8 protein-coding genes are annotated in these 7,126 nt (G+C 58.7%); 4 read left to right on the forward strand and 4 right to left on the reverse strand.

Features of this window, described 5'->3' with window-relative positions; genetic code table 11:
* Window positions 1-37 precede the first annotated feature (37 nt).
* Window positions 38-412 (reverse strand): nuclear transport factor 2 family protein, encoded by a 375-nt coding sequence (locus tag F0169_RS17245; protein ID WP_172979465.1) that lies wholly within the window; start codon window positions 410-412, stop codon window positions 38-40.
* A gap of 126 nt (window positions 413-538) precedes the next feature.
* On the opposite strand from F0169_RS17245, the gene F0169_RS17250 reads away from it, so the two are divergent.
* Entirely contained in the window at window positions 539-1,423 is an 885-nt protein-coding gene (locus F0169_RS17250) for a LysR substrate-binding domain-containing protein (RefSeq protein ID WP_122251144.1), read from the forward strand.
* Window positions 1,424-1,484: 61 nt separating this feature from the next.
* Here F0169_RS17250 and F0169_RS17255 read toward each other — a convergent pair whose 3' ends face one another.
* Together F0169_RS17255 and F0169_RS17260 are read right to left on the reverse strand one after the other, a co-directional pair.
* A complete protein-coding gene (locus tag F0169_RS17255) occupies window positions 1,485-2,063 on the reverse strand; it encodes a YceI family protein (RefSeq protein WP_058415129.1) in 579 nt (192 codons plus the stop codon).
* Window positions 2,064-2,095: 32 nt separating this feature from the next.
* Window positions 2,096-2,647 carry a cytochrome b gene (locus F0169_RS17260; protein ID WP_058415128.1) on the reverse strand — a complete coding sequence of 184 codons (552 nt, stop codon included), beginning with the start codon at window positions 2,645-2,647 and terminating at the stop codon, window positions 2,096-2,098.
* A 282-nt stretch (window positions 2,648-2,929) separates the two neighbouring features.
* On the opposite strand from F0169_RS17260, the gene F0169_RS17265 reads away from it, so the two are divergent.
* Both F0169_RS17265 and F0169_RS17270 read left to right on the forward strand, forming a co-directional pair.
* On the forward strand, window positions 2,930-4,336 hold the full coding sequence (locus F0169_RS17265; RefSeq protein ID WP_122251146.1) for an adenosylmethionine--8-amino-7-oxononanoate transaminase: 1,407 nt from the start codon (window positions 2,930-2,932) through the stop codon (window positions 4,334-4,336).
* A 118-nt stretch (window positions 4,337-4,454) separates the two neighbouring features.
* Window positions 4,455-5,174 (forward strand): 16S rRNA (uracil(1498)-N(3))-methyltransferase, encoded by a 720-nt coding sequence (locus tag F0169_RS17270; protein WP_152747167.1) that lies wholly within the window; start codon window positions 4,455-4,457, stop codon window positions 5,172-5,174.
* A gap of 172 nt (window positions 5,175-5,346) precedes the next feature.
* Here F0169_RS17270 and trhA read toward each other — a convergent pair whose 3' ends face one another.
* Window positions 5,347-5,964, reverse strand: coding sequence for a PAQR family membrane homeostasis protein TrhA (gene trhA / locus F0169_RS17275; RefSeq protein WP_058415125.1), 618 nt, complete (start codon window positions 5,962-5,964; stop codon window positions 5,347-5,349).
* Between the two features lie 120 nt (window positions 5,965-6,084).
* On the opposite strand from trhA, the gene F0169_RS17280 reads away from it, so the two are divergent.
* A complete protein-coding gene (locus F0169_RS17280; RefSeq protein WP_152747168.1) occupies window positions 6,085-7,005 on the forward strand; it encodes a LysR family transcriptional regulator in 921 nt (306 codons plus the stop codon).
* Window positions 7,006-7,126: the final 121 nt, after the last annotated feature.

Raw genomic sequence — 7,126 nt, forward strand, 5'->3', positions numbered from 1 at the left:
CCGATTAATCGGGGCGTTTTTGCATCCGGCGGTTAATTTATTGATCAGCCGCCTCGCCCGCTTTATGAAATAGTTTGGCGAAGATCATCCAGCGCCCCTCAACTTTCATCAGATTCAAATAATCGACCATTACATTATTGAACAAGCGCAGACGCACTTTCACGATGGCCATTTCTGCAGACATCACGTCAATCATCAGCACTTCATCAAGTTGCGGAAAACCGCCTTCTTGTGGCGACTTTCGGCCTTGAACCATGCTCCGATACTCGGCAAAAGGTCGCACAACCACCTGCGCATTCTGCGCGCTATAAAGCACGCAGCCACGGTGAAAGACTTTATCGAATGTGCTCAAATCCTGGGTTTGCAGCACATTAAAGTAGTCCTTCAGAAACGCTTGAATTTCATCTATCACGGCTCACAACTCCCGATGTTCAGCACGCGGTTATTTAAATAAATAACCTGTCGCGCATTATCGACAGACCACTGATTTCACGTATAGCGGCTATTATTGGGCTTTTATGTGAACGGAATTCATACATTGAAACTTCCTCCACTCGCCGCACTTCGCGCCTTCGAAGCATTGGCCCGGCTAGGCAAGGTGACCCTGGCCGCCGCCGAGCTGCACGTCACCCACAGCGCCGTCAGCCATCAAATTCGGTCTCTTGAAGAGTATGTAGAGATAGCGCTGGTGCTGCGTAACAAACGCTCCCTGGCGCTGACCGATGAGGGCCGTGTGTACGCCTACCAGATCAGGCAAGCGCTGGGCGAGATCGCCAGCGTCACGGAAAAACTGCTGGCGAAAACCAAACACGCGCAACTGAGCATTTCAGTGCTGCCCTCCTACGCCATGCATTGGTTACTGCCGCGCTTGCATGATTTCAGGCGCGCCCACCCCGAGGTGCACCTGAGGTTGGAGTCGAGCATGGCGTTCGCCAGCTTCGAGCAGGGCCCGCTGGATTGCGCCATTCGCTTCGGCCATGGGCAATGGCCCGATGTGCATTGCGAAACGCTGATGGGCGACTCATTGCTGGTGGTCGCCGCGCGCGACTTCAACCACGGCGTTCTGCCAGGCACCGCGCAAGCCATTCTGCAGCAGCCGCTGCTGCACGCCAGTGAAAGCTGGCCGATCTGGCTCGGCGCTGCGGGCCTGGAAGGCCAACGCCCTCAAGCCTCAGTGGAGTTTACCGAGTCTACGTTGATGCTCGAAGCGGTCAGGCTGGGGCACGGGATCGCGTTGACGCGCCGCTCCATTGCCCATTCACTGATTCAACGCGGGGACCTGGTCAGACTCACCGACATCGAACCGGCGCACCCTTCACGCTACTTTCTGGTCTGGCCGGTGGGCAGTAAACATTCAGCGCAGTTAACCGTGCTGCACACTTGGCTGAAAGAACAGGTGCTGGCCTATCAAGCTGGTTTATAGACCGCCAGGCAGCAAAACGCCGACCCTGAGGCCGGCGCTGTGCGTGCAAAACAGCGAATAATTACTTCGCTTTGACACCTTCCAGCGAGATGTCCAGGTCCAGGGTCTGCGAAGACGGGCCTGGGCCTTTGATGCCGAAGTCGTTCAGGTTCAGCGTGGTGGTGGCGTTGAAGCCAGCACGTTCGCCGCCCCATGGGTCTTTGCCTTCACCGTTGAAGGTAGCCTTGAAGGTGACAGGCTTGGTCACGCCGTGAAAGGTCAGGTCGCCGGTCACGTCAGCGGTTTTCTCGCCGGTGGATTTAACCGCGGTAGACACGAACTTGGCGTCGGCGAACTTGGCAACGTCCAGGAAATCTTTGCTGGCGATGTGCTTGTCACGTTCTGCGTGGTTGGACCACAGGCTGGCGGTTTTCACGTCGACTGCGATTTTGCTGGCCTCAGGCTTGGCGGCATCCCAGCTGAACGTACCGTCCCAATCCTTGAAAGTACCGTGGATGTAGCTGTAACCCAGGTGGCTGATTTTCCAGTCGATGAAGGCGTGTTGGCCTTCTTTGTCGATTTTGTAGTCAGCGGCCATTACCGAGCCTGCAGACAGCAGGGCAGAACCGAGTGCCAGAGCAACGAGCGTCTTTTTCAACATGCTTTCTATTCCTTGTGAGTCGAGGTTGAACATCAGGCTTTGCGCCCCAGCATTCGCGTGAGGGTCGCATCACGATCGATAAAGTGGTGTTTCAAGGCAGCCAGGCCGTGCAAACCGGCGAAGACCACCAACACCCAGGCGAGGTACAAATGCACCACGCCGGCGGTGTCTGCCTGGTCCGGTAGCCCGGAAACCACGGCAGGAATCTCAAACAGGCCAAACACCGGAATACCGACACCGTCTGCGGTGGAAATCAGGTAACCGGCAATCATCACGGCAAACAGCCCGACATACAGGAACGCATGGCCGAACGCAGCCCCAATACGCGTCAAACGGCTGTAGCTGGCCAGCGCGGGCGGCGGCGGGCTAAGCAGGCGCCAGACGATGCGTATCAGCATGATGGCGAACAGCGTGATGCCAATGCTTTTGTGCAGGTCGGGCGCCTCTTTGCGCCAGGTGCTGTAGTAGTCGAGGCCGACCATCCACAAGCCCAGCGCGAACAAACTGAACACTACCAAGGCTACGCCCCAGTGCAAAACAATGCTGACCCACCCATAGCGGGCCGATGAATTACGTAACTGCATGTCCCAACTTCCGTATTAGCTGTGCCAAAGACTAGCGATTTACCTATCGGATTAAAGCCGAAAATTTCGCTTTGAACTATCGAGAAATACGATCTTGAGATTATGCACAGTACGTTAACAATCAATTAAGGACTATTCCCAAGAAACGTGACAGATCGTCCTGCGTTTACGGCGAATTCATTCTTCAGGCCTGCAATGGGTTGTGGCACAGCCTGGCATTGCATAGGCTTGCGCGATTGTTTCACCTGCGCCGGCCGCAGGACCGCTTCGAGGAGATAGACGATGGGCTTGAATAACCAGTGGATGCAACGCGACCTCGCGGTGCTGTGGCATCCCTGCACCCAGATGAAAGACCACCAGCAACTGCCGCTGATCCCGATCAAGCGCGGTGAAGGCGTTTGGCTGGAAGACTTCGAAGGCAAGCGCTACCTTGATGCTGTCAGCTCCTGGTGGGTCAATGTGTTCGGCCACGCCAACCCGCGTATCAACCAGCGCATCAAAGACCAGGTGGACCAGCTGGAGCACGTGATACTCGCGGGTTTCAGCCACCAGCCGGTGATTGAGCTGTCGGAGCGCCTGGTCAAGATGACGCCCGAAGGCCTGACGCGCTGCTTCTACGCCGACAACGGTTCGTCGTGCATCGAAGTCGCGTTGAAGATGAGCTTTCACTACTGGCTCAACCGTGGCCAGCCGAACAAAAAGCGCTTCGTCACCCTGACCAACAGCTACCACGGCGAAACCATTGCCGCGATGTCGGTGGGCGACGTGCCGCTGTTTACTGAAACCTACAAGGCGCTGCTGCTCGACACCATCAAGGTGCCGAGCCCGGATTGCTACCTGCGCCCCGAGGGCATGAGCTGGGAAGAACACTCGCGCAACCTGTTCAAGGCCATGGAACAGACCCTCGCCGAGAATCACGACAGCGTTGCGGCGGTGATCGTCGAACCGCTGATTCAGGGCGCCGGCGGCATGCGCATGTACCATCCGGTGTACCTCAAGCTGCTGCGTGAAGCCTGCGACCGTTACGGTGTGCACCTGATTCACGACGAAATCGCCGTGGGCTTCGGCCGCACCGGCACTATGTTCGCCTGTGAACAAGCCGGCATCCGCCCGGATTTCCTGTGCCTGTCCAAAGCCCTCACCGGCGGGTACCTGCCCTTGGCGGCGGTGGTCACCACCGACGATGTGTACGACGCGTTCTACGACGACTACCCAACCCTGCGCGCCTTCCTGCACTCGCACAGCTACACCGGTAACCCGCTGGCGTGCGCGGCGGCCCTGGCGACGCTGGATATTTTTGAAGAAGACAACGTCATCGAGAACAACAAGGCCCTGGCGCAGCGCATGGCCACCGCCACCGCGCACCTGGTGGACCACCCGCACGTGTCGGAAGTGCGCCAAACCGGCATGGTGCTGGCGATCGAGATGGTCCAGGATAAAGCCACCAAAACCGCCTACCCGTGGCAGGAACGCCGTGGCTTGAAGGTGTTCGAGCACGCTCTGGAGCGCGGCGCGCTGTTGCGGCCATTGGGCAGCGTGGTGTACTTCTTGCCGCCGTATGTGATCACGCCGGAGCAGATCGACTTTTTGGCTGAAGTGGCCAGTGAAGGGATTGATATTGCGACCAACAGCAACGTCAGCGTGGCCGTGCCCAAGGACTTTCACCCAGGCTTTCGTGATCCGGGCTAATCGGTAATCCAGGGCGTACCGGCTAGCGTGGTGAGCGGGCCTGTTTGCCACAATAAGCATGCCCGTCACACTGAACACTGCCGCCCCTTAGGCTTCGTACATTTTTCAGAGAACAGAAATGAGACTGTCCCGCTTTTTCACCGACATCCCGCTGAGCCTCGGCGAGTTCGAATTACCGGAAGCCCAGGCGCATTACATCAGCCGCGTGTTGCGCATGAGCGAAGGCGACGCCGTGCAACTGTTCGACGGCTCCGGCCAGGAGTTTTTGGGCACGTTGCTGGAAGTCGGCAAAAAGCGCGTCAGCGTGCAACTCACCGAACACTTCGCCGGCCAGGCTGAATCGCCGCTGCATATCCACCTCGGCCAGGGCCTGTCGCGCGGTGAGCGCATGGACTGGGCGATTCAGAAAGCCACCGAACTGGGCGTGAATGCAATCACGCCGATTTTCAGCGACCGCTGTGAAGTGCGCCTCAAGGACGAACGTGCCGACAAACGTCTGTTGCACTGGCGCCAAGTGGCGATCAGCGCGTGCGAGCAATGCGGGCGCTCCACAGTGCCGGTGATTCACCCGCCACTGTTGCTGGCGGACTGGCTGAAGCAGGCCGAGGCGGATTTGAAGCTGGTATTGCACCCGGTGGCCGAGCCGCTGGTCAGCCATGCGAAGCCTGTCAGCCTGGCCTTCTTGATCGGCCCTGAAGGCGGTTTGACCGACCTTGAAGTCGACACCGCCCAACGCGCCGGGTTCCATGCCGCCCGCCTCGGCCCGCGCGTGCTGCGCACCGAAACCGCGCCAGTGGTGGCGCTGGCCGTGGCGCAACAACTGTGGGGCGACTTCTAACCCTGCAAGAAGGTGGGAGCAGCATTGTGCAGGCGGCTCGGTATCTCAGTGGTACCCAGTGAAATGTGGGAGGGGGCTTGCTCCCGATGACGGTGTATCAGACGGCAAATGTACGGGCCGACCCACCGCTATCGGGAGCACGCCACCTCCCACCTTTTGCACGCGTTGGCGGTTAAAGCACGTAATGCATGATCGCCACGAAATGCAGCAAACTCCCGCCGATCACAAACAGATGCCAGATCCCATGGGAATGCCGCAGGCGATCCTCCAGGGCAAAAAAGATAATGCCCACGGTGTACAACACCCCGCCCGACGCCAGCCACACAAACCCCGCCGTCCCCAGCGCAGCGATCAGCGGCTTGACCGCCACCAGCACGATCCAGCCCATCACCGCGTAAATCACGATCGACAGAATGCGTGCCTCGGAGCGCGGCTTGATCTCTTGCAGAATGCCGATCACCGCCAGCCCCCAGACGATACCGAACAGCGTCCACCCCCACGGGCCTCTTAACGTGACCAGGCAGAACGGCGTGTAGCTGCCGGCGATCAGCAGGTAGATCGAGAAGTGATCGACCTTCTGCATGATCTCTTTTCGCCGCCCGCGCACGCTGTGGTACACCGTCGACGCGCTGTACAGCACCAGCAGCGTAAAGCCATAAATCGCCACGCTGACAATCTTCCAGGGGCTGCCGTCCAGGCTCGCCACCACCAACATACACACTGCGCCAACAAAGGCTGCAACCGCCCCGAGCAAATGGCTCCAGGCGTTGAATCGTTCCCCGTGATACATGTGCCACTGACCTCCAGCTCTCGTTAGCGATTCACCTATAAGGGTCCAGCGTTGCGCAGCAGAGTGCAAGACCGTTGTTATCGGGGCACAATCGAGCGCATTCGAACAAGAGCCACGGCCATGCTGATCGACGAAGAATTCACCCTCAAGAAGCTCGAGATCTTCCTGGCGTTCATGCGCACCGGCAACCTGGCCCGCGCCGCCGCCGAGTTGCACACCAGCAACGTCAGCGTGCACCGCGCCATCCACTCGCTGGAAAACGCGCTGCGCTGCCCATTGTTCAAACACGAAGGGCGCAACCTCACCCCGCTGGAAAGCGCCTATGTGCTGGAAGAGCGCGCGCAAAAGCTGGTGGCCGACGTGGTCGACAGCGTGCGCCTGACCCGCGAAGCTGCCGGTTTTTCCGCCGAGCGCTTCAAGCTCGGCTCGCTGTATTCGCTGACGGTGAAGACCGTGCCGCAACTGATCATGGGCCTGAAAATCCGCCGCAGCGAACTCAACATCGACCTGATTCTGGGTTCCAATTTCGACCTGCTGTACAAGCTCAAGAACATGGAAGTGGACGCTATCCTCATCTCCCTCGACGAGCGCGCCAACGACCCCGACTGCGAACAGATTGCGCTGTTTACCGACGACATCTTTTTGGCCACCCCGGCGGATTCGCCGTTCGACCGCGAGCAGAAAATCGACCTCGCCGACGTGCGCGATGCCACGTTCATCACGCTCACCCAAGGCTTCGCCACCCACCAGGATGGCAACCGTGTGTTCAAGCAAGCGGGGTTCGAGCCGAAGGTGGCGATGCAGGTGAACGACATCTTCACCCTGTTGAGTATGGTCAGCTCGGGGGTGGGTTACGCGTTGCTGCCGGGAAGGATTGCGGCGGTGTATGAAAACCGCGTGAAACTCATACCGCTGCAACCCCGGTATCGGTTGCAGCAGCACATTGGCGTAGTGTTCTTGAAAGCCAAAGAGCGCGACCCGAACTTGCTCGCGCTGTTGGCAGAATGCCGGATGTACGCCAATCGGCAGGTGCCAGCCTGACACAAAGCCATCGGGAGCAAGCCCCCTCCCACATTGGGCTGCATTCCAAATATAGGCATGCAAGCCCAATCAAATCTGTGAGGGGATTCTTCCCTGCCACATTGGACTGCATTCAAATATC

Origin of the sequence: Pseudomonas kitaguniensis (assembly GCF_009296165.1) — a bacterium.
Taxonomy (GTDB): Bacteria; Pseudomonadota; Gammaproteobacteria; order Pseudomonadales; family Pseudomonadaceae; genus Aquipseudomonas; species Aquipseudomonas kitaguniensis.

Excerpts from the sequence above, each read along its gene's own strand:
- F0169_RS17255 (WP_058415129.1), bottom strand. The coding sequence starts at position 2,063 with ATGTTGAAAAAGACGCTCGTTGCTCTGGCACTCGGTTCTGCCCTGCTG.
- F0169_RS17260 (WP_058415128.1), bottom strand. The coding sequence starts at position 2,647 with ATGCAGTTACGTAATTCATCGGCCCGCTATGGGTGGGTCAGCATTGTT.
- F0169_RS17265 (WP_122251146.1), top strand. The coding sequence starts at position 2,930 with ATGGGCTTGAATAACCAGTGGATGCAACGCGACCTCGCGGTGCTGTGG.
- trhA (WP_058415125.1), bottom strand. The coding sequence starts at position 5,964 with ATGTATCACGGGGAACGATTCAACGCCTGGAGCCATTTGCTCGGGGCG.
- F0169_RS17280 (WP_152747168.1), top strand. The coding sequence starts at position 6,085 with ATGCTGATCGACGAAGAATTCACCCTCAAGAAGCTCGAGATCTTCCTG.
- F0169_RS17270 (WP_152747167.1), top strand. The coding sequence starts at position 4,455 with ATGAGACTGTCCCGCTTTTTCACCGACATCCCGCTGAGCCTCGGCGAG.